Below are 24583 nucleotides of genomic sequence, written 5' to 3' on the forward strand. Positions count from 1 at the left end.
AAAAATATTATTATCCACCCTATCACACACCCAAATAATATTAACTTCACGTTGTTTTCCTATTCATATATCAGGCTCTCTCTAACCATGTTCAAAATATACTCATCTTTAATTTGGCTCCGACTTGTTTAACCGATCAATTCTCCAGAATTGATCGGTTAAACAAGTCGACTGACATAAGGCCCTGTAAAAAAGGTTTATTAGCTAATTCATAGCAACTATTTTTTTGGTTAACCCTCAACCTCAGTATCAGAGCTTTCGTACTTGTGATTCACCATCATCACACAACATCACAGGCAGAACGTTGCGAAGCGCTAACTATCAGCTCCATCACTACCGGCTTAATCAAAGCACGTAAAATGACAAGCCTGACAGAGAATGACACCCCACCAACATTCTACGAGCAGCGCTCACTGGCTGAGCGGTTATATCGTGAACAGGGCATGGACATACAGCACTACCTGGTCATAAAAAACCAGACGCAGACCGATAAATACGACGATGACAGGGGCAAAGATTGACTGGTGGTGGCGGTATAAAACAGTACGATTTACGTTCAGTTTAGCAGAAGGATTTTGCTGGCGTTTTGCAGGAAAAAGTCAAAAAAAAGCCAACACGATTTTTACATTCGTGTTGGCTGTATGTTATGTAATGCAGATTACATATTTTCGATGATCGCGTCACCAAACTCTGAACATTTCAGCAGCTTAGCGCCATCCATCAGGCGTTCGAAATCGTAAGTCACAGTCTTGTTAGCGATAGCACCTTCAACACCTTTAACAATCAGGTCAGCCGCTTCGAACCACTCCAGATGACGCAGCATCATTTCTGCAGACAGGATCACTGAACCTGGGTTCACTTTATCCTGACCGGCATACTTAGGTGCTGTACCGTGGGTTGCTTCAAACAGCGCGCACTCGTCACCGATGTTAGCGCCTGGTGCGATACCGATACCGCCAACCTGCGCCGCCAGGGCGTCAGAGATGTAATCACCGTTCAGGTTCATACAGGCGATAACGTCATATTCTGCCGGACGCAGCAGGATTTGTTGCAGGAACGCATCAGCAATCACATCTTTCACGATGATCTCTTTGCCGGTGTTCGGGTTTTTGAACTTCATCCACGGGCCGCCGTCGATCAGTTCGCCGCCGAACTCGTCTTTCACTAACTGGTATCCCCAGTCTTTGAAAGAGCCTTCGGTGAACTTCATGATGTTGCCTTTGTGAACCAGGGTCAGTGAATCACGATCGTTGGTGATGGTGTATTCCACTGCCGCGCGGACCAGACGTTTGGTACCCGCTTCTGAACACGGCTTAACGCCGATACCGCACTGCTCAGGGAAGCGAATTTTCTTCACGCCCATCTCTTCGCGCAGGAACTTGATCACTTTGTCCGCTTCGGCAGAGCCCGCTTTCCACTCAATACCCGCATAGATATCTTCGGAGTTTTCACGGAAGATCACCATGTCGGTCTCTTCAGGGCGTTTAACCGGGCTTGGCGTGCCTTTGTAGTAACGTACCGGACGCAGGCAGACGTAGAGGTCAAGCTCCTGACGCAGTGCTACGTTCAGTGAACGAATACCGCCGCCGACCGGGGTGGTCAGTGGGCCTTTAATGGCCACGCGATATTCTTTGATTAAGTCGAGCGTTTCCTGTGGCAGCCAGACATCCTGACCGTAGAGTTCAACTGACTTCTCACCCGTGTAAATCTCCATCCAGGAGATTTTACGCTCGCCGTTGTAGGCCTTCTTCACCGCCGCGTCGACGACTTTCAGCATCACCGGGGAAACATCAACACCGATACCGTCACCCTCAATGTAAGGAATGACCGGATTGTTTGGCACTGTAAGCTTGCCCTGATTCAGGGTGATTTTCTGACCTTCCGCCGGAACTACTACTTTGCTTTCCATTAACCTCTCCTGGGCGTTTGTTAATGATTTGTAAGATGCGCGTCAATACTACTTGAATATTTCCGTCACGCCAATCACCGCAATTTCACGTTATAATGCGCCGAATGTTTCTGACTGCAAAGCCCATGCGAAAAACAACTCAACGAATTCACCAGGATAAACGATTCAGCCGCCCGACGCGTGATGTGCGACGTGCGCCTGCCCGCCCTGCTGCTCCACGACGTGTCATTCTGTTTAACAAACCGTTCGACGTTTTGCCGCAATTCACCGATGAAGCGGGCCGCCGCACCCTGAAAGATTTTGTCAGCGTCGCAGACGTTTATGCCGCAGGTCGCCTTGACCGTGATAGCGAAGGCCTGATGGTACTGACCAACGACGGTGCCCTGCAGGCCGCGCTGACGCAGCCCGGCAAACGCACGGGTAAGGTCTATTATGTGCAGGTGGAAGGCGAGCCACAGGAGGCGGATCTTCAGCCTCTCCGGGGAGGGGTTAATCTGAAAGATGGCATGACGTTGCCCGCTGGTGTGGAAAAAGTGGCTGAGCCGGCGTGGCTCTGGCCGCGTCAGCCGCCAATCCGCGAGCGCAAAAATATCCCGACGCAGTGGCTGAAAGTCACCCTGTATGAAGGCCGTAATCGTCAGGTGCGCCGGATGACAGCCCATATCGGCTTTCCCACCTTACGGTTAATTCGGTACGCCATGGGAAACTATTCGCTCGACGATCTGGCGCCGGGTACGTGGCGTGAAATCAGCGAGAGCCCTGCCTGAAAATCTATTTTTTATAACCTCAGGTTAACAATTGCGGAGAAGTAATGTTTAAACCTCATGTTACTGTCGCCTGTCTGGTTCAGGCAGAGGGTGAACTGCTGGTAGTGGAAGAGACGATCAACGGTCGTCCTACCTGGAACCAGCCTGCCGGACATCTCGAAGCGGATGAAACCCTGCTGGAAGCCGCCGAACGTGAACTCTATGAAGAGACGGGTATTGCGGCATCGATGCACTATTTCATCGGGATAAACCAGTGGATCGCGCCCGACAGTACGCCTTTTGTGCGTTTTCTGTTTGGCGTCGATCTGGCGGAAAAAGCGCCAACTCAGCCGCAGGACAGCGACATCGATTGCTGCTGGTGGCTGCCGCCAGCGCAGATTCTCACTGCGTCTAACCTGCGTTCGCCACTGGTCGCTGAAAGCGTACGCCTGTGGCAACAGGGCGCGCGCTACCCGTTACATCTGGTCAGCACGTTCCAGTGGCCGTTTCACGAGGGTGCGCGTCTGCCTTCTGCATGATAGAATGCGCCGCCTGTTTTTTTATCGTAATGCGAGCGTGTCATGTCTGACAACAGCCAGAAAAAAGTGATCGTCGGTATGTCCGGCGGCGTCGATTCTTCCGTTTCCGCCTGGTTACTGCAGCAGCAGGGCTACCAGGTTGAAGGCCTGTTCATGAAGAACTGGGAGGAGGACGATGGCGAGGAGTATTGTACCGCCGCGGACGATCTGGCGGATGCGCAAGCGGTGTGCGACAAGCTCGGTATGAAGCTGCATAAAGTTAACTTTGCCGCAGAGTATTGGGATAACGTCTTTGAGCATTTCCTCGAAGAGTACAAAGCGGGCCGCACGCCTAACCCCGATATCCTCTGCAACAAAGAGATCAAATTCAAAGCGTTCCTGGAGTTCGCGGCGGAAGACCTGGGCGCAGATTTTATCGCCACAGGTCACTACGTGCGCCGCAAGGACGTCGATGGTCAGAGCCAGCTGTTACGCGGACTGGACGGTAACAAAGACCAGAGCTACTTCCTCTATACTCTGAGCCACGAGCAGATTGCCCAAAGTCTGTTTCCGGTCGGCGAGCTGGAAAAACCGGAAGTGCGCCGCATCGCGGAACAGCTGGACCTGATCACCGCGAAGAAAAAAGACTCGACCGGCATCTGCTTTATCGGCGAGCGCAAATTCCGCGACTTCCTGGCGCGCTATCTCCCGGCTCAGCCTGGCGAAATAGAAACTACGGAAGGTCAGATCGTCGGTGAACATCAGGGGCTGATGTACCATACGCTTGGACAGCGTAAAGGTCTCGGTATCGGTGGCCTGAAAGAGAGCAAAGATGATCCCTGGTATGTGGTCGACAAAGATGTGGCGCGTAACCGTCTGATTGTTGCCCAGGGCGGCGATCATCCGCGTCTGATGTCCGTTGGCCTGATTGCGCAGCAGTTGCACTGGGTTGATCGTCAGCCAATCACCGCTCCGCTGCGCTGCACTGTGAAAACCCGCTATCGTCAGACCGACATTCCCTGTGAGATTATTCCACAGGGCGACGACCGGATTGCGGTGCGTTTCGACGAGCCGGTTGCTGCAGTCACGCCAGGTCAGTCTGCGGTGTTTTATCTTGGCGACGTCTGCCTCGGTGGCGGTATTATCGAACAGCGTCTGCCGTTAGTGGCGGAGTAAGCGGGCTCAGCCCGCGTTGATGACGCGTAAACAGGAGTAACCGTGGCGAAAAATTATCAGGAAATCACGCTGGCGCTGGCGGGCATCTGTCAGTCCGCCCATCTCGTGCAGCAGCTGGCTCAGCAGGGTCACTGCCAGCCCGAGGCGCTGACCGTGTCGCTGCGCAGCGTGCTGGATCTTAATCCTGGCTCCACGCTGGCGGTGTTCGGCAATAATGAAGCCAACCTGCGCCTCGGACTTGAAACCCTGATGGCGGTGCTGAACAGCAGCAGTCGCCAGGGTGCCGGCGCAGAACTGACACGTTACACGCTCAGCATGATGGTGCTGGAGCGCAAGCTCAGCGCCAGTAAATCCGCCATGGCGACGCTGGCACAGCGCATCACGCAGCTGGATCGCCAGCTGGCACATTATGAACTGGAGTCAGACACCATCCTCAGCGCGATGGCTGGCATCTATGTGGATGTGATCAGCCCGCTTGGCCCGCGTATTCAGGTTACCGGTTCGCCTGCGGTGCTGCAGAATACGCAGGTGCAGAGCAAAGTGCGCGCCACCCTGTTAGCCGGTATCCGCGCTGCCGTGTTGTGGCAGCAGGTCGGCGGTGGCCGACTGCAACTGATGTTCTCGCGTCAGCGTTTGCTGCGTGAAGCGAAAACCCTCTTATCCCGGCTGCCACTGACTTACTAAGTCGGTGCGGCAAAACACTGCTAAATGATTCAGGAGTTGCACTGATGGAATTATCCTCTCTGACCGCCGTCTCACCTGTCGATGGTCGTTACGGCGATAAAGTCAGCCCGCTGCGTGCGATTTTCAGCGAGTTCGGTCTGCTGAAATTCCGCGTTGAGGTTGAAGTTCGCTGGTTACAAAAACTGGCCGCGACCGCAGAGATCAAGGAAGTTCCTGCATTTGATGCCGACGCAAACGCTTTCCTTGATGCAATTGTCGCCGGTTTTTCAGAAGACGATGCCGCCCGCATCAAAACAATTGAGCGCACCACCAACCACGATGTAAAAGCGGTTGAGTATTTCCTGAAAGAGAAAGTGGCTGATATCCCTGCCCTGCATGCCGTCTCTGAATTTATTCACTTTGCCTGCACCTCTGAAGATATCAATAACCTGTCGCATGCCCTGATGCTGGAAACGGCCCGCCGTGACGTGATTTTGCCTTACTGGGACCAGCTGATTACCGCCGTGAAAGGTCTTGCCAGCGAATACCGTGACATTCCGCTGCTCTCCCGCACCCACGGTCAGCCGGCGACGCCGTCGACCATGGGTAAAGAGATGGCCAACGTCGCCTATCGTCTGGAGCGTCAGTTACGTCAGCTGAAGCAGATTGAAGTGTTGGGTAAAATCAATGGCGCGGTCGGTAACTACAATGCTCACATTGCTGCCTATCCCGAAGTGGACTGGCACGCGCTGAGCGAGAACTTCGTGACCTCACTGGGGATCACCTGGAACCCGTACACCACGCAGATTGAGCCGCACGACTATATCGCTGAGATGTTCGACTGTATCGCCCGCTTTAACACCATCCTGATCGATTTCGATCGTGATATCTGGGGTTATGTGGCGCTGAACCATTTCAAACAGAAAACTATTGCGGGTGAAATTGGCTCCTCAACCATGCCGCACAAGGTGAACCCGATCGACTTCGAAAACTCCGAAGGCAATCTGGGTCTGGCGAATGCTGTCATGCAGCATCTGGCCAGCAAGTTGCCGGTCTCACGCTGGCAGCGTGACCTGACCGACTCCACCGTGCTGCGTAACCTCGGGGTGGGCGTGGGCTATGCGCTGATCGCCTATCAGGCGACGCTGAAAGGCATCTCTAAGCTGGAAGTGAACCGTGACCGCCTGCTGGACGAGCTGGATCACAACTGGGAAGTGCTGGCAGAGCCGATCCAGACGGTGATGCGTCGTTACGGCATTGAGAAGCCCTATGAGAAGCTGAAAGAGCTGACGCGCGGCAAACGCGTGGACGCTGCCGGTATGCAGGCCTTTATCGACAGCCTGGCGCTGCCGGAAGAGGAAAAAGTGCGTCTGAAGCAGATGACGCCTGCAAACTATATTGGTCGCGCTATCCAGATGGTTGACGATCTGAAATAATGCCCGCCGCAGACCGGCTCAGTCCGGTCTGCGTTAACATCTTGTTTAATACATTTCGCGTATACTTTCTGCAGGTTGACTCAAACAGAGTGTAAGGAATTTCTATGCGTGTTCTGGTTGTTGAAGACAATGCCCTGCTGCGCCATCATCTCGCCGTCCAGTTACGTGACATGGGCCATCAGGTCGATGCCGCCGAAGACGCCAAAGAAGCTGACTATTTTCTTCGCGAACATCTGCCCGATATCGCGCTGGTGGATCTCGGCCTGCCGGATGAAGATGGCATGTCGCTGATTCGTCGCTGGCGCAGTGATGCCGTGCGTCAGCCAATTCTGGTCCTGACTGCCCGTGAGGGCTGGCAGGCGAAAGTCGAAGCGCTGGAAGCCGGTGCGGATGACTACGTGACCAAGCCATTTCACATTGAAGAAGTCGCGGCACGCCTGCAGGCGCTGATGCGCCGCAACAGCGGTCATGCGTCGCAAATCATCGATATGGCCCCGTTTCAGGTGGATCTCTCACGCCGTGAGCTGACGGTGAATGAAGAGCCAGTAAAACTCACCGCCTTTGAGTACACCATTGTCGAGACGCTAATCCGTAACGCCGGCAAAGTGGTGAGCAAAGACTCACTGATGCTGCAGCTCTATCCTGACGCTGAACTGCGCGAAAGCCACACTATCGACGTCCTGATGGGTCGTCTGCGCAAAAAAATTCTGGCGTTGCACCCCACTGATGTCATTGCCACCGTGCGTGGCCAGGGTTACCGCTTTGATCTCTGACCATGTCCTGGTTTAATCGTTACCGCCCTATTTCGCTGCGCGCCCGCTTTCTGCTGGCCTCCGCAGCGATAGTTCTGTTCCTCTCACTCTCTTACGGCATGGTCGCGGTGATTGGCTATGTGGTGAGTTTCGATAAAAATACCTACCGGGTGATGCGCGGCGAGAGCAATCTGTTCTTTACGCTGGCGCAATGGCATGACAACAAGCTCACCATCGCGCAGCCGGAACGAATGACGCTGAATTTTCCTACCCTGGTCTTCATCTACGATGAGCATGGTAAGCTGCTGTGGCAGCAACGCGACGTGCCGGATATTCGCAAAAAGATCCGCCGCGAATGGCTGCTGAAGCCTGATTTCTACGAGATCGATACCAGCAACCGCACCAGCATGGTCGCGATGGGCAATAATCTCAATGCTAAGCAACGGCTTAATGACTGGGACACTGACAGCAACGATACCTTTACCCATTCGGTTGCGGTTAACCGTTACGATGCCACGACGAATCTGCCCGCGCTCACCATTGTGGTGGTCGACTCTATTCCGCAGGAGTTGCAGCACTCTGATGTGGTCTGGTCGTGGTTCAGCTATGTGCTGGCGGCTAACCTGATTCTCATTATTCCGCTGCTGTGGCTGGCGGCGCACTGGAGTCTGCGGCCAATTGGTACGCTGACACAGCAGGTGCGCGAACTGGAAACCAGTCAGCGCGAAAATCTGGCGGATAATCCACCGCAGGAGTTGCGCAGTCTGGTGCGCAACCTCAATCTGCTGCTGACCAATGAGCGGCAGCGCTATACACGTTATCGCACCACCCTTTCTGATCTGACCCATAGCCTGAAAACGCCGCTGGCCGTGTTGCAGAGCACCCTGCGATCGCTGCGCAACGGCAAAGAGCTGACAGTAGAACAGGCGGAGCCGGTCATGCTGGAGCAGATTAGTCGTATTTCACAGCAGGTGGGATATTACCTGCACCGCGCCAGTATGCAGGCCGATCACAATCCGCTGCAGCGCGATATCCATTCCGTTTCCGGTCTGCTCGACAAGCTCTGTTCAGCACTGAATAAAGTCTATCAGCGCAAAGGCGTGGCGATTACGCTGGATATCTCTCCGGAGCTGTCCTTCATTGGCGACCAGAATGACTTTATGGAAGTGCTGGGCAACGTACTGGATAATGCCTGCAAGTACTGTCTGGAGTTTATCGAAGTCAGCGCTTTTCAAAGCGAAAATGCACTGCATCTCTATATTGACGACGATGGCCCGGGCATTCCCGAGAGCAAGCGCGATTTAGTGTTTGTCCGGGGTCAGCGTGCCGATACGCTGCGGCCAGGCCAGGGCTTAGGTCTGGCAGTGGTACGCGATATACTGGAACAGTATGATGGAAATGTCATCGCCACTAGCAGTGCGCTTGGCGGAACACGTATGGAAGTAGTTTTTCAGCGCCAGGAAGTCGAACATCACCGCGAGTAGAAAACCCTCAGGACTGTTATACTTGCTGGCATTTACAGCCCTAAGCGGAACCCTTGTATGGACTATCAGCTCGATATTAACTGGCCCGATTTTATTCAGCGCTACTGGCAGAAACGCCCGGTCGTGCTGAAGCGTGGTTTTAAAAACTTTGTCGATCCCCTTTCACCGGATGAACTCGCCGGACTGGCAATGGAAAACGAGGTGGACAGCCGCCTGGTCAGCCATCAGGACGGCAAATGGCAGGTCAGCCACGGCCCGTTTGAGAGCTATGATCATCTGGGAGAGAACAACTGGTCACTGCTGGTCCAGGCGGTCAATCACTGGCATGAACCCTCAGCCGCGCTGATGCGCCCTTTCCGCTTTCTGCCTGACTGGCGTGTTGATGACCTGATGGTATCGTTTGCCGTGCCTGGCGGAGGCGTCGGCCCCCATTTTGATCAGTATGATGTCTTTATTATTCAGGGTACTGGCCGCCGTCGCTGGCGCGTCGGTGAAAAAGTGGCGCTGAAGCAGCACTGCCCGCACCCGGATCTGCTGCAGGTTGAACCGTTCGATGCCATCATCGATGAAGAGCTGGAGCCGGGCGATATTCTCTACATTCCGCCGGGATTCCCGCACGAAGGCTACTCGCTGGAAAACGCACTGAACTACTCTGTGGGTTTCCGCGCCCCCAGCGGTCGCGAGTTAATCAGCGGCTTTGCGGACTATGCCCTGGCCAATGAGCTGGGCAGCCTGCGCTTCAGCGATCCGGATGTGCCTGCACGTGATTGCCCGTCGCAGATCCTGCCGCAGGAGATTGAAGGCGTGCGCCAGCTGATGCTGGATGTAGTTAATCAGCCAGCGCAGTTTGAGCAGTGGTTCGGCGAATTCATTTCGCAGTCACGCCACGAACTCGACGTCGCGCCGCCGGAACCGCCTTATCAGCCTGATGAAATTTATGATGCGCTGCAACAGGGCGATGCGCTGAGCCGGTTGGGTGGCCTGCGTGTCCTGACGATTGGTGAGGCTGTTTATATCAATGGTGAGCGGGTTGAGTGTTCGCGCCCGGATGTGATGGCAGTTCTGGCGAATCACTATCGCATCACACTGGAGGATCTGGGTGATGCGCTGGATGATCCGGCCGTACTGGCGCAGATCGCCGGTCTGGTGAATGCCGGTTACTTGTACTTCGGCGAGGAATAACCCGCAGCGCGTAACAGTGCGCTGCGGCTGAATCAGGCTCTCCTGCCGTCATGGCAGGAGAGCCTTTTTTAATTTAATCCTTCTTCTGCGCGGCCAGTTCTGACAGACGCACAATCACTTCCACTGACTTCGCCATGATATTCAGCGACGCAAACTCATGCTTGCCGTGATAGTTATAGCCTCCGGTAAAGATGTTCGGGCAAGGTAATCCTTTCCACGACAGCGATGACCCATCGGTGCCGCCGCGAATCGGTTTCACCACGGGTTCAATGCCGCAGTCACGCATCGCCTGCAAAGCCAGATCAATGATATGCGGGAACGGCTCGACCTTTTCACGCATGTTGCGATAGCTATTGGTGATCTCAACAGTGACCGAGCAGTCAGGGTGCAGGGTTTTGTTGATCTCCGCAGCGATCTGCAGCAGCGTCTGTTTACGCTGTTCAAAACTCTCTGTTTCAAAGTCACGAATGATGTAGAGCATCTCGGCGTGCTCGACGCTGCCTTTGATCTGATGCAGATGGTAGAAGCCCTCATAGCCGTCGGTGTACTGCGGTTTTTCGCCGGCCGGTACGGCCGCATGAAACTGGTTAGCCAGCTCCAGTGCATTGACCATCACGCCTTTCGCGGAGCCTGGATGTACGTTGTTACCGACGATTTTGACCGTAGCCGAGGCGGCATTGAAGTTCTCATACTCAAACTCACCCAGATCGCTGCCATCAATGGTGTAGGCCCAGTCGGCGGCGAACGCCTCCACATCAAAATGTGAGGTGCCGCGACCGATCTCTTCATCAGGGGTAAAGGCGACGCGGATCGCGCCGTGGGGCGTATCGCTGTTAGCCAGCTGCGCCATCGCCGTCATGATCTCGGCGATACCCGCTTTATCATCCGCGCCCAGCAGGGTTTTGCCATCGGTGGTAATCAGCGTATGTCCAATCAGCTTGTGCAGCACCGGGAACATGACCGGTGACAGGACCTCGTTGCCATTACCCAGCGCAATGTCGCCACCGCGATAATCTTCGATGATCTGCGGGTTCACATGTTTCGCTGTGAAATCAGGCGAGGTATCCATGTGGGAGATGAAACCGATAACTGGCGTCGGCCAGTCAACATTGGCGGGCAGCGTGCCCATGACGCAACAGTGATCGCTCAGGGTGACATCAACAAAACCCAGGGCCAGCAGCTCCTCCTGCAGCTGACGCGCCAGCGTCCACTGTCCTTCACTGCTGGGCACCTGGCGCGCCTGCGGCTTAGCCTGTGTCTCAACTGCCACATAACTTAAAAAGCGCTCAAGTAACTGTTCCATATCCCATCCTTTAAAAGTGCCGTCCGGTATTATTCACAGACCCGCCGGTCACAACGTTGCGTAAAATCATTCGCAGACAGGTTAGCGCTGTCGGTGACCTTTGGGAAAGTAATAAGCCCGAAAAAAACGCCTGATTACGTGATTGTTGCGGCAAACCTCGCAATGTTGTTAACAGCCGGGCGAATTGCCGCGGCCAGGCGGGCAAAACATGGCAATGCCTTATTTTTCAGGTATCATCCGCCCCTCTTTGCTGGCTGGCTGCACTGAGCGGCTATGCTGTAACTGTTCGACCTTAGACAGACTGAGACTAAAATGACGCAAACACGCGCACAGCAGGCGCTGGTTACGCTTTCTGGCATCAGTAAAGCTTTTGATGGAAAGACCATCATTGATGATTTTAACCTGACCATCCATCACGGTGAGTTCATCACCCTGCTCGGCCCGTCGGGCTGTGGCAAAACCACCATTCTGCGCCTGATTGCCGGGCTGGAAGCGGCTGATCGCGGCCGTATCTCGCTCGATGACCAGGACATTACTGATACGCCGGCCGAACACCGTCACGTCAATACCGTGTTTCAGAGCTACGCGCTGTTTCCGCATATGACCGTATCTGAAAACGTTGCTTTTGGCCTGCGGATGCAGAAAACCCCGTCGGCAGAAATTGAGAGCCGGGTAAAGGATGCGCTGGCAATGGTGCAGCTGGAGCACTTTGCCGATCGCCGTCCGCATCAGCTTTCCGGTGGCCAGCAACAGCGTGTGGCCATTGCCCGCGCGGTAGTCAATCGCCCTGAAGTGCTGCTGCTGGACGAATCCCTCTCGGCGCTGGACTACAAGCTGCGCCGTCAGATGCAGAACGAGCTGAAAGCCCTGCAGCGTAAGCTCGGCATTACCTTTGTCTTTGTCACCCACGATCAGGAAGAGGCGCTGACCATGTCCGATCGCATCGTGGTCATGCGCGACGGCAAGGTAGTGCAGGATGGTACACCACGCGAAATCTACGAAGAGCCCGAAAACCTGTTTGTTGCCCGCTTTATCGGCGAAATTAATGTCTTTGACGCTGAAGTGCTCGCCAGCGACAGCGCGCCAGACGTGCGGGCCCGGGTAGAGGGACGCGAGTGCGAGATCCACTGTACTTTCCCGGTTAGCGTGGGTGACCGGCTTCATGTGCTGCTGCGTCCGGAAGATCTGCGGGTGCAGGAGATCCATGATGACAGCGCATCAGATGGCCTGATTGGCTATGTGCGCGAACGTAACTATAAAGGTATGACGCTGGAGTCTGCGGTAGAGCTGGAGAACGGTAAGCTGGTTACGGTCAGCGAGTTCTTTAATGAGGATGACCCGGACGTTGATCACTCGCTTAATCAGAAGATGGCCGTGAGCTGGGTGCCGGGATGGGAGGTGGTACTGCCCTATGAAGCTGATGCGTAATGGTTTTCAGAAGGGGGTCATCGTACTGATCGTCGGCTGGCTGGCGCTGTTCGTTTTTGTGCCCAATCTGATGATTTTTGTTACCAGTTTTCTGACGCGCGATGATGCGCACGTCGTCAGCGCGATGTTGACCTTCAGGAATTACACCCGGCTGCTCGACCCGCTCTATGCGCAGGTGCTGCTGCACTCGCTGAACATGGCGCTGATTGCCACGATCGGCTGTCTGCTGCTCGGCTATCCCTTTGCATGGTGTCTGACAAAACTCACGCCGCGCCTGCGTCCGCTGATGCTGTTTCTGTTGATTGTACCTTTCTGGACCAATTCGCTGATCCGTATCTACGGCCTGAAAATTTTCCTCAGCACCCGGGGCTGGCTGAATGATTTCCTGCTGTCGCTGGGGCTGATCGATAAACCGTTTCGCATCATGTATACCCCGGAAGCGGTGATCCTCGGGCTGATCTACATTCTGCTGCCGTTTATGGTGCTGCCGCTCTACTCCAGTCTGGAGAAGCTTGATAAACCGCTGCTGGAAGCGGCGCGCGACCTGGGTGCCGGTAAGCTGCAGACCTTTTTCCGTATTATTCTGCCGCTGACCATGCCGGGCATCATTGCGGGCTGTCTGCTGGTGTTGATCCCGGCGATGGGGCTGTTCTACGTCGCCGACCTGATGGGCGGCGCAAAGAATCTGCTGATCGGCAACGTCATCAAAAGTCAGTTCCTCAACATCCGCGACTGGCCGTTTGGCGCGGCCACCAGCATTGTGATGACGCTGTTGATGGGATTGCTGTTGCTGATTTACTGGCGCGCGGCGCGACTGCTGAATAACCAGGTGGATTTAGGATGATGGCACGCCTGTTACGCGGCAGTTTTATGGCGATTATTTACGCCTGGTTCTACATACCGATTGTTATTCTGATCGTGAATTCATTTAACGCCTCCCGCTTTGGCATTAACTGGCAGGGTTTCACGACCCATTGGTACAGCCTGCTGCTGAACAATGACAGTCTGATTCAGGCGGCGCAGCACTCGCTGATCATGGGCGTGCTCTCAGCCAGCTGTGCCACACTGATCGGCGCACTCACCGCTGTCGCACTCTTTCGCTACCGTTTTCGGGGCAAGCCCTTTGTCAGTGGCATGCTATTCGTGGTGATGATGTCGCCGGACATTGTGATGGCTATCTCCCTGCTGGTGCTGTTTATGCTGCTGGGCATTTCGCTGGGCTTCTGGTCACTGCTCTTTTCCCACATTACATTTTGCCTGCCGTTTGTGGTGATTACTGTCTACTCACGTCTGAAGGGCTTTGATGTGCGCATGCTGGAGGCAGCCAAAGATCTGGGTGCCAGCGAAACCATCATCCTGCGCAAAATCATTCTGCCGCTGGCGATGCCAGCCGTCGCCGCTGGATGGTTACTGAGCTTTACCCTGTCAATGGATGATGTGGTGGTCTCTTCCTTTGTCACCGGTCCGACGTTTGAGATTTTACCGCTGAAGATCTACTCGATGGTAAAAGTAGGCGTCTCACCGGAAGTGAATGCGCTGGCCACCATTTTAATGCTGCTGTCATTGCTGCTGGTCGCGGCCAGTCAGTGGCTGCTGCGTGACAGAAATAAATAAGAGGATTGAAGATGAAAAAGAGATCTCACTGGCTGGCGGCAGGTGCACTGTTGCTGGGTATGAACGTGGCGCAGGCAGACAACAGTAATACCCTCTATTTCTACAACTGGACCGAATATGTGCCGCCGGGGCTGCTGGAGCAGTTCACGAAAGAGACCGGCATTAAAGTGATCTATTCGACCTATGAATCCAATGAGAGCATGTACGCCAAACTGAAAACCTGGAAAGATGGCGCTTACGATCTGGTCGTGCCGTCAACTTACTTCGTGGCAAAAATGCGAAACGAAGGGATGCTGCAGAAAATCGACAAAAACCAGCTCAGCAACTTCAGCAACCTCGATCCCGACCTGCTGAATAAACCCTTCGATCCTGACAATAACTACTCGATTCCCTATATCTGGGGCGCGACGGCAATCGGTGTCAACACCGATGAGATCGACGTGAAAAGCGTGACCCGCTGGGCCGATCTGTGGAAGCCGGAATATAAGCAAAGCCTGCTGCTGACCGACGACGCGCGCGAAGTGTTTCATATGGCGCTGCGCAAGCTGGGATACTCCGGCAATACCCGCGATCCTGAGCAGATCAAAGCCGCTTATTCTGAGCTGAAAAAGCTGATGCCCAATGTGCTGGCCTTCAACTCTGATAATCCGGGTAATCCCTATATGGAAGGCGAAGTGAATCTGGGCATGCTATGGAATGGTTCGGCGTATGTCGCACGTCAGGCGGGCACGCCGTTAGCGATCGTCTGGCCTGAAGAGGGCGGCATTTTCTGGATGGATAACCTGGCGATCCCGGCTAACGCGAAGAACAAGGCAGGCGCGCTGAAGCTGATCAACTTCCTGCTGCGTCCTGACGTCGCGGCGAAAGTGGCGGAAACCATCGGCTATCCTACACCGAACCTCGCAGCGAAGGCGTTGCTGCCACCCGCCGTGGCGAACGATCCGTCACTCTATCCACCTGCTGACGTGATTAAGCACGGTGAATGGCAGGATGATGTTGGCGACGCCAGCCTTCAGTACGAAACTCTGTTCCAGCAGCTTAAAGCGGGCCGTTAGAAGAGTTAAAGAGGCGGCTATCAGCCGCCCGCCTACTTATACAGTCCGCGCAGCAGGGTATGAACAAATTCCGGCACCACTTCGCTCGCCAGGCCGTAATGCCGTTCGGCAAACTCGTTACCCACCTGGCTCGGCTCCAGGTTCAGCTCAACGGTGTGCGCACCCTGCAGTTTGGCCTCATGCACAAAGCCTGCGGCCGGATAAACATGGCCTGAAGTACCGATAGCGATAAAGTAATCGGCCTGTTCCAGCGCCTGATAAATCTGCTCCATACCCAGCGGCATCTCGCCAAACCAGACCACGTGCGGCCGCAGCACAGAGGGGAACTGGCAGCAGGTGCAGCGATCGTCCGGCGTGATATCGCCGGTCCACTCAATCACCTGACCGCTGGTGACGCAGCGCACTTTTAGCAGTTCACCGTGCATATGCAGCACCCGGCTGTTACCGGCACGCTCATGCAAATTGTCGATGTTTTGCGTGACCAGCAGGAAGTTATCGCCCAACACCTGCTCCAGCTCAGCCAGCGCCAGATGGGCAGCATTAGGCTGGATGTCGGCTTCCTGTAGCTGCTGGCGGCGCGCATTGTAGAAACGCTGCACCAGCGCGGAATCGCGCTGAAAGCCTTCGGGCGTAGCAACGTCTTCAACGTGGTGCTCTTCCCACAGGCCGTCAGCCGCGCGGAAGGTCCGGATGCCGGACTCCGCTGAGATGCCTGCGCCGGTCAGCACCACAACATGCGGCTGAGGGTGGGCGGCCAGTTCGGCCTGACGATCGCGCTCAAATATGCGCTGGCGAAAGCGCTGATGCACTTTTCTCCGGGTTTTCTTCAGGCGGGCAAGTCGTATGCGGCGACGTGGTGTACGCATAAAATCTCCTGGCGTAGCAGCTGCGGCGAGCCGCTCTAAACAGATTCCGGGTTAACATCACCCGATAGTAACGGTTGCTGAGGGCATGACCCAACAGCAAAGGTCTTAAACAGATGCGGCGCGAAATCACTCGCGCCGCATTTTTATCACTGACCGCTTAATACCCGAGCCGGGTCAATGCGGCTGGCGCGTCTGGCGGGATACCAGCTCGCCAGCAGGCTCAGCAGAATGGCGGTAATCAGTACTGAGAACACGTCAATCCAGTGCAGTTCCGAGGGCAGGAAATCAATAAAGTAGATATCTCCTGCCAGCAGATGATGACCGGTAATCGATTCCAGCCCACGCACCAGTGAGGTCAGATTCAGTGCCACCAGCACGCCAGCCACCACGCCGCTGACGCTGCCCAGCAGACCGGCCAGCAAACCGTACCAGATAAAGATGGCGCGGATCAGCCGGTCTTTCGCGCCGAGGGTACGGAGTACCGCAATGTCACTGCTCTTATCCTTCACCGCCATCACCAGCGTGGAAACGATGTTAAAGCAGGCGACGCCGATCACCAGCACCATCGCCAGATACATGATGGCGCGGATCATCTGAATGTCGCGGTACATATAGCCGTAGGTGCCAATCCAGCTCTTGATGTAGACATAGGAGCGGGTCGCTTCACCGGCATCGCGCACCAGTTTCACGGCCTGGAACGGGTCTGTCATCTTCAGCGCAATACCGGACACGCTGTCACCCATCTCCAGATAGTGCTGCGCATCGGCCAGCGGCACCAGTGCCAGACTGTGATCGAGCATGCCGCTGAGTTGCAGGATACCGCTGACCTGCAGCCGGATGCGTTTTGGCTGCAGCAATTTGTTATCACCATCGTTGTTCGGGATCATGATGGTGATCCAGTCGCCCTGCTTCACCTTCAGCGATTTAGCAATGCCGCCGCCCAGAATGATCTGTTGCTTACCGGCGGCAAAAGAGGACCAGGCGTTATCGGCGACAAACTGTGGCAGCGCGCTGAGGCGCGGTTCCTGGGCCGGATCGACGCCCTTCACCTGCAGCGCTTCCAGCCGGGCACCGCTCTCAATCAGACCGGTGAAGTTGACATAGGGGGCTGCCGCCGCAATGCCGGGCACTTTTTCAATCGGGGCAATCATCGACTGCCAGTGCTGGAACGGCTGATTAACTGCCTCGATTTCACCGTGCGGCACCACCGCCAGAATGCGGTTATTCAGCTCACGCTCAAAACCGTTCATGGCGCTGAGGCCGATAATCAGCACCGCCACGCCCAGCGCAATCCCGATGGTGGAGATCACCGAAATCAGCGAAACCATCCCGCCACGACGGCGTCCACGGCTGAAGCGCAGGCCCAGCAACAGGGATAACGATGAACCCATTACAGCGCTCCTGCCAGAGTGAGCTGATCGCTTAAGTGACCATCACGCATCTCCATCTGACGCGTCATGCGTTTTGCCAGCATCAGATCGTGCGTCACCACCAGAAAGGCGGTGCCCTGACGGACGTTCAGCTCGCCCAGCAACTCAAAAATAGCGTCGGCGTTACGCGCATCCAGGTTGCCGGTGGGTTCATCTGCCATTACCAGCCGTGGACGGTTGACCAGCGCACGGGCGATCGCTACGCGCTGACGCTCGCCGCCGGACAGTTCAGACGGCCGGTGCGCGGCACGATGGTCCAGCCCGACTGCAGCCAGCATCTCGCGGGCGCGATCCTGCGCTTCCGCTTTCGCGATTTTGCCAATCAGCAGCGGCATCGCCACGTTCTCCAGCGCACTGAAGTCCGGCAGAAGATGGTGGAACTGATAAATAAAGCCCAGCTCGCGGTTACGCAGCTCTGCTTTGGCCGACGAGGACATGGCGTTCAGCGACTGACCATCAAACACCACATCGCCCGACGTCGGCGCATCCAGACCGCCCAGCAGATGCAGCAGCGTACTTTTACCGGAACCGGAGCTGCCGACAATCGCCGTCAGTTCACCGGGCTGGAGGCTGAAAGCCACATTGCGCAGCACATCGGTCTGCACGCTGCCTTCCTGATAGCGTTTGCACAGGTCGCGGCACTGCAACAAAGGAGTGTTACTCATAACGTAAAGCCTCAGCAGGTTGAACGGCGGCAGCGCGCCACGAAGGATAGAGCGTAGACAACAGCGCCACAATCATCGCGCTGAGGGCGATGGTGACCACCTGCCACACATTGATATCAACCGGCAACGCGGCGCCATCGAGGAACAGGCCAATCACCGGCATTAAGTTATTAAGCTGGCTGGCCAGCAGTACACCGAGCAGCGTGCCGAGCAGCGTGCCGATAATCCCGGCGCTGGCACCCTGCACCATAAACACCGCCACTATTTGCCGACGCGTCAGGCCCTGGGTCTGGAGAATCGCCACTTCGCCCTGCTTCTCCATGATCAGCAGGCCTAATGATGTAATGATGTTAAAGGCGGCCACGGCGATAATCAGGCTCAGCAGCAGACCCATCATGTTCTTCTCCATGCGTACTGCCTGGAAGAGATCGCCTTTGCGCTCGCGCCAGTCTTTCCAGACCAGGCCCGCAGGCAGTGTCTGCTGACTCAGACTGTCGACCGACAGCGGTTTATCCAGCCAGAGTCGCCAGCCGGTAATGTTACCGGCCGGATAGCGCATCACGCGCGACGCATCCTGAAGATTGACCAGAATCTGATAACCATCGACTTCGCTATTGGCGGCATAGGTGCCTGCCACGGTAAACAGACGCTGGCTCGGTACGCGTCCCATCGGGGTAAACTGGCTGACCGACGGCACCATCAGACGCAGCTGATCGCCACGTTTAACGCCAAGCTGTGACGCCAGCTGTTCACCGAGGATCACATTGTACTGTCCGGCCTGCAGCACGCTCTGCTGGGTGTTGACCAGGAACGGCGTCAGCGGATCTTTTTCTTCCGGCTCAATCCCCAGCATCACACCAACGGAGACGCTGTGCGGGCTTTGCAGCACCACACTGGCGGTGGTCAGCGGCGCGATACGGCTGACGCCCTGCAGATTCAGCGAAGTGGCGGGTTGCTGCTGTGGATTGAGACTGCCTTTGTCGCTGGTGATCAGCGCCTGAGGCATCAGGCCAAGAATATTGCCTTCAAGTTCACGCTCAAAACCGTTCATCACCGATAAGACAGTGACCATCGCCAGCACGCCGAGCGTGATGCCAATCGTTGAGAGCCAGGAGACAAAGCGACCAAAGCGATCCGATGCTCGTCCGCGCATGTAACGCAGACCGATAAATAGCGCGACAGGTTGATACATGGAATCCAGTAAGCCGTTGCCTGAAAATAGGTAGGGGGATGATAAAGGAGCGGCTCGTTTTATGAAACCTCTAACCCTCTGAGTCGGCAGCAAAGTTGCGTCAGAATACGTCACATTTACGACTAAAGCCGCAGAATAGACGATAAAGCCATCGCTTATTGGCTGATTATCCAGCGCCCTGGCGCGTAGACTATAATCTGTAACAGGATAAGAGGTAATTTATCGCACAGCGATAGAGGCAGCGACCATGTTGAAATTTCCCAAAGGCAGCATCGTTAAACATCAATCCGGGGAAATCAGAGGCGAAATCATCAACGTCTTTGAGCAGGGAAGCGCACCAGCCGGCTACTACGTAAAGTGGGACGACGGCAACCTCAGCTATCATCCTGAGCAGGAGTTATCCTGGGCAAATATCGACCGCCCACGCATGTATTACACACAGCAATCCATAAAATAGAATGCCCGTTTAACCCCGTCGCTGCACAGCGACGGCGGTTTTTTCTGATCCCGCTCCAGACTCGTCTATCCTCTCTCTATCCGCTGTATTACCGCCGACGCCCGGTAATGGCTGACCGATCCCCGGGTTCAGCGCGGCGCGGCAGGAAAATTGTGCCGCAGAGGTGATCCCCCTGACATAATATGGAATGATTACGTCCTGGAAAAATGGAGCAACCCCGAGATCCCATGCCCGAACAGACTCGTTATACCCTGCCCGTTAAATCCGGCGATCATCGCCAGCTCGGCCAGCTTATCGGCGCTGCGCATGCGGTTGAGTGTGCCAGCATTACCGAACGACATGCTGGTCCGGTGTTAATGATTACACCCGATACCCAAACCGCTCTGCGTCTGCTGGATGAAATCCGCCAGTTTACCGATCTGCCGGTGTCGCACCTTGCCGACTGGGAGACGCTGCCGTATGACAGCTTCTCGCCGCATCAGGATATTATCTCTGCGCGACTGTCGACCCTCTACCAGCTGCCGGTGATGCAGCGCGGTCTGCTGATCATGCCGGTCAATACCCTGATGCAGCGCGTCTGTCCGCACAGTTTCCTGCACGGCCATGCGCTGGTGATGAAGCAGGGGCAAAAACTGTCACGCGACCGGCTGCGCGATCAGCTTGAGCAGGCCGGTTACCGCCATGTCGATCAGGTGATGGAGCACGGTGAATACGCCACGCGCGGCGCCCTGCTCGATCTGTTTCCGATGGGCAGCGATCAGCCCTACCGCATCGACTTTTTCGATGATGAGATCGACAGCCTGCGCCTGTTCGACGTCGAGAATCAGCGTACGCTGGAAGCGGTGCCGGAAATCAATCTGCTGCCCGCACATGAATTTCCCAGCGACAAAGCCGCCATTGAGCTGTTCCGCAGCCGCTGGCGCGAAATTTTTGATGTGCGCCGCGAGTCGGAGCACGTCTATCAGCAGGTCAGCAAAGGCACGCTGCCCGCGGGCATCGAATACTGGCAGCCGCTGTTCTTCGAGCAGCCGTTACCCAGCCTGTTCAGCTATCTGCCTGACAACACCCTGATTGTGAACTGCGGCGACCTTGAAGTCAGCGCCAGCCGCTTCTGGCAGGATGCTGAGGCGCGCTATGAGAACCGTCGCGTGGACCCGATGCGTCCGCTGCTGGAACCGGTCACCTTGTGGCTGCGTCCCGACGCGTTAATGGGCGAACTGAAAGCCTGGCCGCGCATCCAGATGACCAACGAGGTGCTGCCCGCCAAAGCCGCGAATACCAATCTCGGTTACATCCCGCTGCCAGATCTCGCCGTTCAGGCGCAGGCGAAAGCGCCGCTCGACCATCTGCGGCAGTTTATTGAGACTTTCAGCGGCGCCGTGGTCTTCTCGGTCGAAAGTGAAGGCCGCCGCGAGAGCCTGCAGGAGCTGCTGGCCCGGATTAAACTGCGTCCTCAGTCAGTGCACCGTTTTGATGAAACCGTCGACGATCGTTTCACGCTGATGATCGGGGCCAGCGAGCGCGGTTTTATCGATACCCAGGGCAACCGGGCGCTGATTTGCGAAAGCGATCTGCTGGGCGAACGCGTCAGCCGTCGCCGTCAGGATACCCGTCGTACCATCAATCCCGACATTCTGATCCGTAACCTGGCGGAGTTGCATCCCGGTCAGCCAGTAGTGCATCTGGAGCACGGCGTGGGCCGCTATATCGGCCTGACTACGCTGGAAGCAGGCGGCATTGAGGCGGAATACCTGATGCTCTCCTACGCCAATGACGCCAAACTCTATGTGCCGGTTTCATCGCTGCACCTGATCAGCCGCTATGCGGGCGGAGCTGACGATAATGCGCCACTGCATAAGCTGGGCAGTGATGCCTGGTCGCGCGCGCGGCAGAAAGCGGCGGAGAAAGTACGCGATGTGGCGGCCGAACTGCTGGATATCTATGCCCAGCGCGCCGCCAAAACCGGTTTTGCCTTTAAGCATGACCGTGAGCAGTATCAGCTGTTCTGCGAAAGCTTCCCGTTTGAAACCACACCCGATCAGGCACAGGCGATCAACGCCGTGCTGAGCGATATGTACGAACCGCTGGCGATGGATCGTCTGGTGTGCGGTGACGTGGGCTTTGGTAAAACGGAAGTAGCGATGCGCGCGGCGTTTCTGGCCATCGAGAACCACAAACAGGTGGCCGTACTGGTGCCGACTACCCTGCTGGCACAGCAGCACTACGACAACTTCCGTGACCGCTTCGCCAACTGGCCGGTTCGCATTGAGATGCTTTCCCGCTTCCGTACCGCCAAAGAGCAGGCACAGGTGCTGGAACAGGCCAGCGAGGGTAAAATCGACATTTTGATCGGCACCCACAAACTATTGATGAGTGACCTCAAGTGGCACGATCTCGGCCTGCTAATTGTCGATGAAGAGCACCGGTTTGGGGTGCGTCACAAAGAGCGCATCAAGGCGATGCGTGCTGATGTGGACATCCTGACCCTGACCGCCACGCCGATCCCGCGCACCCTGAATATGGCCATGAGTGGCATGCGCGATCTTTCCATTATCGCTACCCCGCCTGCCCGCCGTTTAGCGGTAAAAACCTTTGTCCGTGAATACGACGACGTGGTGATCCGCGAAGCGATTCTGCGCGAAGTTCTGCGTGGCGGACAGGTCTACTATCTCTACAATGACGTTGAAAATATAGATAAAGCGGCGCAGCGTCTCAGCGATCTGGTGCCGGAAGCGCGGGTGGCGATTGGTCATGGACAGATGCGCGAGCGTGAGCTGGAGCGGGTGATGAACGATTTCCATCATCAGCGTTTCAACGTGCTGGTCTGTACCACCATTATCGAAACCGGGATCGACATTCCGACCGCGAACACCATCATCATCGAACGGGCCGACCACTTTGGCCTGGCGCAGCTGCATCAGCTGCGTGGTCGCGTCGGTCGTTCGCATCATCAGGCGTATGCCTGGCTGTTGACGCCGCATCCGAAGTCGATGACCGCGGACGCACATAAACGCCTGGAAGCGATCGCCTCACTCGAAGATCTGGGCGCCGGTTTTGCGCTGGCAACCCACGACCTGGAGATTCGCGGGGCGGGCGAACTGCTGGGTGATGAGCAGAGCGGACAGATGGAGACGCTGGGCTTCACGCTCTATATGGAGCTGCTGGAGAATGCTGTTGATGCGCTGAAAGCGGGTCGCGAGCCGTCACTGGAAGATCTCACCAGCAACCAGACAGAGGTGGAACTTCGCATGCCAGCGCTGCTGCCCGAGACCTTTATCCCGGATGTCAGCACCCGTCTTTCACTTTATAAGCGCATTGCCAGCGCGGAGGCTGAAGAGGAGTTGCAGGAGCTGAAGGTTGAGATGATCGACCGCTTCGGCCTGCTGCCTGACCCTGCGCGTAACCTGCTGGACGTGGCGATTATCCGTCTGAAAGCCCGCGCGGTCGGTCTGCGTAAGATCGAAGCCAGCGACAAAGGCGGCTATTTCGATTTTGCGCCGCAGAACAAGGTCGATCCGGCATGGCTGATTAGTCTGCTGCAGAAAGAGCCACAGCAGTGGAAACTGGATGGGCCAACACGCCTGCGGTTTACCCGTGAACTGTCGGAAAGAAAAATTCGTATGGATTGGGTGCAGGGCTTCGTTTCACAACTGGCTGAGCATCAGGCGTAACCCTCTGCCCGCGCTTTGCTGAGCTAATCGGTAAAGTGCGGGAAAATGGCGATAAAAAAGGCGCATCTTTGAGATGCGCCTTTTTCATTACGTCGTGCTGTGTGGCCGCCAGTGCGGCAAAGCTTTGCCCAATTACGCCTGGTCACCGTTGAGAATCAGCTGACCATTGCGATCCAATGGAATACGCGTGCCGGGGTCGTTCTCCATACGGATTTTACCCTGCTGATCGCCTATTTTATAGGTCACGTCATATCCCAGTTTTTTCTCTTGTTTGTCATACACTGTTTTACAGCGCTGTTCGGTTGTGGTGTAGGTATCACGATCCTGCAGTCCGCCCTGGACCTGATTACCCGCATAACCGCCTGCCAACGCACCTGCTACTGTCGCGACATCCTTACCGCGACCGCCACCGAACTGGTGACCGAGAACTCCACCTGCCACTGCACCTAATACAGAGCCAGCAAGACGGTTCTCATCCTGTACGGCCCGACGGTGAGTCAGTGTGACATTACGGCACTCCTGACGTGGCTGTCTGATGCTCTCTTTGATTGGCGTTGCAGCCAGTACCTGAGCGTATTGAGGACCGCGATCAAACACGTTCATGCCTGCTACGGCGGCAACACCCAGCGCTGCTGCCACACCAATACCGATACCCGCTAACATTGATTTATTCACAGGAAGTTCCTCCTGAAAGTGTTACCGCGCAATCCTGCTGTTAAAGCATCCTCATTGACTGAGGTATAACCGGCGTGCGCGACGCGCCGTGTTTGTTGAGATGAAGTTTTACAGATGGACCGAAAATGCAACATCAGATAAATGGAGGAAATTGGTCACTTTGCTATCAGGACCAGTTTTTAGGAGAGTTCTGAGGTGAAGGGAGTTGTTGCTGGTGTCGATTTAATAAAAAAATTTAACTAATTAAATCAACTGGATAAATTTATCTCAAGCGTTATGCAGACGCTGACTGTCTGTTCTGGCAGCGGCCTTTTCAGCGCTACCTGTAAGCATGTTCACTGGATGCCGTCATCGGGCATAT

22 protein-coding genes are annotated in these 24583 nt (G+C 55.7%); 15 read left to right on the forward strand and 7 right to left on the reverse strand.

All coding sequences use genetic code 11. The features are described 5' to 3' along the window. The first annotated feature begins 359 nt into the window (after positions 1-359). Entirely contained in the window at positions 360-521 is a 162-nt protein-coding gene (locus tag K6R05_RS22125; protein WP_202605064.1) for a site-specific integrase, read from the forward strand. Between the two features lie 137 nt (positions 522-658). Here K6R05_RS22125 and icd read toward each other — a convergent pair whose 3' ends face one another. Then, positions 659-1909: an NADP-dependent isocitrate dehydrogenase gene (icd, locus tag K6R05_RS11410; RefSeq protein WP_013357495.1), complete on the reverse strand. Its 1251-nt coding sequence runs from the start codon at positions 1907-1909 to the stop codon at positions 659-661. Between the two features lie 104 nt (positions 1910-2013). Between icd and rluE the strand changes: the two genes are divergently transcribed. The 8 genes from rluE to K6R05_RS11450 all read left to right on the forward strand — a co-directional run bounded on the left by rluE (position 2014) and on the right by K6R05_RS11450 (position 9866). Next, positions 2014-2676, forward strand: coding sequence for a 23S rRNA pseudouridine(2457) synthase RluE (gene rluE / locus K6R05_RS11415; protein WP_222924176.1), 663 nt, complete (start codon positions 2014-2016; stop codon positions 2674-2676). A 44-nt stretch (positions 2677-2720) separates the two neighbouring features. After that, complete coding sequence (locus K6R05_RS11420; RefSeq protein WP_222924177.1) at positions 2721-3194, forward strand: NUDIX domain-containing protein; 474 nt, start codon at positions 2721-2723, stop codon at positions 3192-3194. Positions 3195-3236: 42 nt separating this feature from the next. Then, complete coding sequence (gene mnmA / locus K6R05_RS11425; protein ID WP_150038179.1) at positions 3237-4349, forward strand: tRNA 2-thiouridine(34) synthase MnmA; 1113 nt, start codon at positions 3237-3239, stop codon at positions 4347-4349. Positions 4350-4391: 42 nt separating this feature from the next. Then, positions 4392-5033: a high frequency lysogenization protein HflD gene (hflD, locus tag K6R05_RS11430; protein ID WP_033732295.1), complete on the forward strand. Its 642-nt coding sequence runs from the start codon at positions 4392-4394 to the stop codon at positions 5031-5033. A gap of 44 nt (positions 5034-5077) precedes the next feature. After that, positions 5078-6448, forward strand: coding sequence for an adenylosuccinate lyase (gene purB / locus K6R05_RS11435; protein WP_161736355.1), 1371 nt, complete (start codon positions 5078-5080; stop codon positions 6446-6448). A 104-nt stretch (positions 6449-6552) separates the two neighbouring features. Further along, positions 6553-7221, forward strand: a complete 669-nt coding sequence (gene phoP, locus K6R05_RS11440) for a two-component system response regulator PhoP (RefSeq protein ID WP_003849836.1) — start codon at positions 6553-6555, stop codon at positions 7219-7221. A gap of 2 nt (positions 7222-7223) precedes the next feature. Continuing rightward, positions 7224-8684, forward strand: a complete 1461-nt coding sequence (phoQ, locus tag K6R05_RS11445; RefSeq protein WP_161736354.1) for a two-component system sensor histidine kinase PhoQ — start codon at positions 7224-7226, stop codon at positions 8682-8684. A 57-nt stretch (positions 8685-8741) separates the two neighbouring features. Beyond that, entirely contained in the window at positions 8742-9866 is a 1125-nt protein-coding gene (locus tag K6R05_RS11450; RefSeq protein ID WP_222924178.1) for a ribosomal protein uL16 3-hydroxylase, read from the forward strand. Positions 9867-9939: 73 nt separating this feature from the next. On the opposite strand, the gene pepT is transcribed toward K6R05_RS11450, so the two are convergent. Beyond that, positions 9940-11169, reverse strand: a complete 1230-nt coding sequence (pepT, locus tag K6R05_RS11455; RefSeq protein WP_161736352.1) for a peptidase T — start codon at positions 11167-11169, stop codon at positions 9940-9942. A 312-nt stretch (positions 11170-11481) separates the two neighbouring features. Here pepT and potA point away from each other — a divergent pair, with 312 nt between their 5' ends. From potA to potD, 4 genes are read left to right on the forward strand one after another with little or no spacing between them, the layout of a single operon-like run. Next, positions 11482-12597 (forward strand): spermidine/putrescine ABC transporter ATP-binding protein PotA, encoded by a 1116-nt coding sequence (gene potA / locus K6R05_RS11460; RefSeq protein WP_222924179.1) that lies wholly within the window; start codon positions 11482-11484, stop codon positions 12595-12597. Continuing rightward, on the forward strand, positions 12581-13441 hold the full coding sequence (potB, locus tag K6R05_RS11465) for a spermidine/putrescine ABC transporter permease PotB (RefSeq protein WP_161736350.1): 861 nt from the start codon (positions 12581-12583) through the stop codon (positions 13439-13441). The genes potA and potB overlap by 17 nt, the downstream gene beginning before the upstream one ends. Then, positions 13438-14211 (forward strand): spermidine/putrescine ABC transporter permease PotC, encoded by a 774-nt coding sequence (gene potC, locus K6R05_RS11470; RefSeq protein WP_222924180.1) that lies wholly within the window; start codon positions 13438-13440, stop codon positions 14209-14211. Before potB ends, potC begins: the two co-directional genes overlap by 4 nt. 11 nt (positions 14212-14222) lie before the next feature. After that, complete coding sequence (gene potD, locus K6R05_RS11475) at positions 14223-15266, forward strand: spermidine/putrescine ABC transporter substrate-binding protein PotD (RefSeq protein ID WP_222924181.1); 1044 nt, start codon at positions 14223-14225, stop codon at positions 15264-15266. Positions 15267-15298: 32 nt separating this feature from the next. Here potD and cobB read toward each other — a convergent pair whose 3' ends face one another. From cobB to lolC, 4 genes are all read right to left on the reverse strand, one after another. Then, positions 15299-16132, reverse strand: a complete 834-nt coding sequence (gene cobB / locus K6R05_RS11480; RefSeq protein ID WP_161736347.1) for a Sir2 family NAD+-dependent deacetylase — start codon at positions 16130-16132, stop codon at positions 15299-15301. A gap of 146 nt (positions 16133-16278) precedes the next feature. Further along, a complete protein-coding gene (gene lolE / locus K6R05_RS11485) occupies positions 16279-17523 on the reverse strand; it encodes a lipoprotein-releasing ABC transporter permease subunit LolE (RefSeq protein WP_161736346.1) in 1245 nt (414 codons plus the stop codon). After that, a complete protein-coding gene (gene lolD, locus K6R05_RS11490) occupies positions 17523-18227 on the reverse strand; it encodes a lipoprotein-releasing ABC transporter ATP-binding protein LolD (protein WP_222924182.1) in 705 nt (234 codons plus the stop codon). The genes lolE and lolD overlap by 1 nt, the downstream gene beginning before the upstream one ends. After that, positions 18220-19419 (reverse strand): lipoprotein-releasing ABC transporter permease subunit LolC, encoded by a 1200-nt coding sequence (lolC, locus tag K6R05_RS11495; RefSeq protein ID WP_161736344.1) that lies wholly within the window; start codon positions 19417-19419, stop codon positions 18220-18222. The genes lolD and lolC overlap by 8 nt, the downstream gene beginning before the upstream one ends. 247 nt (positions 19420-19666) lie before the next feature. Between lolC and K6R05_RS11500 the strand changes: the two genes are divergently transcribed. Both K6R05_RS11500 and mfd read left to right on the forward strand, forming a co-directional pair. Next, positions 19667-19876 carry a hypothetical protein gene (locus K6R05_RS11500; RefSeq protein WP_013357479.1) on the forward strand — a complete coding sequence of 70 codons (210 nt, stop codon included), beginning with the start codon at positions 19667-19669 and terminating at the stop codon, positions 19874-19876. A gap of 227 nt (positions 19877-20103) precedes the next feature. After that, complete coding sequence (gene mfd / locus K6R05_RS11505) at positions 20104-23547, forward strand: transcription-repair coupling factor (RefSeq protein ID WP_222924183.1); 3444 nt, start codon at positions 20104-20106, stop codon at positions 23545-23547. A gap of 132 nt (positions 23548-23679) precedes the next feature. Here the strand turns inward: mfd and K6R05_RS11510 are convergent, their stop codons facing one another. Beyond that, positions 23680-24222 (reverse strand): glycine zipper 2TM domain-containing protein, encoded by a 543-nt coding sequence (locus tag K6R05_RS11510; protein WP_033732285.1) that lies wholly within the window; start codon positions 24220-24222, stop codon positions 23680-23682. Positions 24223-24583 lie beyond the last annotated feature (361 nt).

The organism is Pantoea alfalfae (assembly GCF_019880205.1).
Taxonomy (GTDB): domain Bacteria; phylum Pseudomonadota; class Gammaproteobacteria; order Enterobacterales; family Enterobacteriaceae; genus Pantoea; species Pantoea alfalfae.